The organism is Pseudomonas sp. MD330_10 (genome assembly GCF_042610415.1).
GTDB classification, from domain to species: domain Bacteria; phylum Pseudomonadota; class Gammaproteobacteria; order Pseudomonadales; family Pseudomonadaceae; genus Aquipseudomonas; species Aquipseudomonas rhodesiae.
This window is the reverse complement of record NZ_JBHGZU010000053.1, coordinates 1-449: the sequence shown is the minus strand read 5'-3', so window position 1 is coordinate 449 and position 449 is coordinate 1. Positions and strand designations below refer to the sequence as shown.

At 68.2% G+C, this 449-nt stretch carries 1 protein-coding gene; it reads right to left on the bottom strand.

Annotation, left to right across the window (positions count from 1 at the left end):
* Nucleotides 1-449 (bottom strand): hypothetical protein (locus ACFZPT_RS26575; RefSeq protein WP_379555945.1); only part of this gene is annotated, 449 nt, incomplete at both ends.

Here is a 449-nt window from a genome sequence, read left to right as displayed (position 1 = left end):
GCCACGTAGGTCTGCTGCATCAGGCTCGCGTCCGGCGCCGGCAGGCCCTTGCGGTCGAGCTTGCCGTTGGGGGTCAGCGGCATCTGCGCCAGGAACATAAAGTGCGTAGGCACCATGTAGTCCGGCAGGCGGGTTTTCAGGGCGCGGCGCAGGCTGTCGCGCAGCGCGCCGTCGTCGGTGGCGCGGGCCGGCACCACGTAGGCCACCAGTTGCTTACCGGACGGGCCGTCGTGGGCCACCACCACGGTTTCGCCAACGTTGTCCTGCTCGCGCAGACGCGCTTCGATCTCGCCCAGTTCGATACGGAAGCCGCGGATTTTCACTTGGTGGTCGACCCGCCCGAGATAATCCACTACACCATCCGCACGCCCGCGGGTCAGGTCGCCGCTGCGGTACACGCGGCTGCCGGGTTTGCCGAACGGGTCCGGCACAAAGCGTTCGGCGGTCAG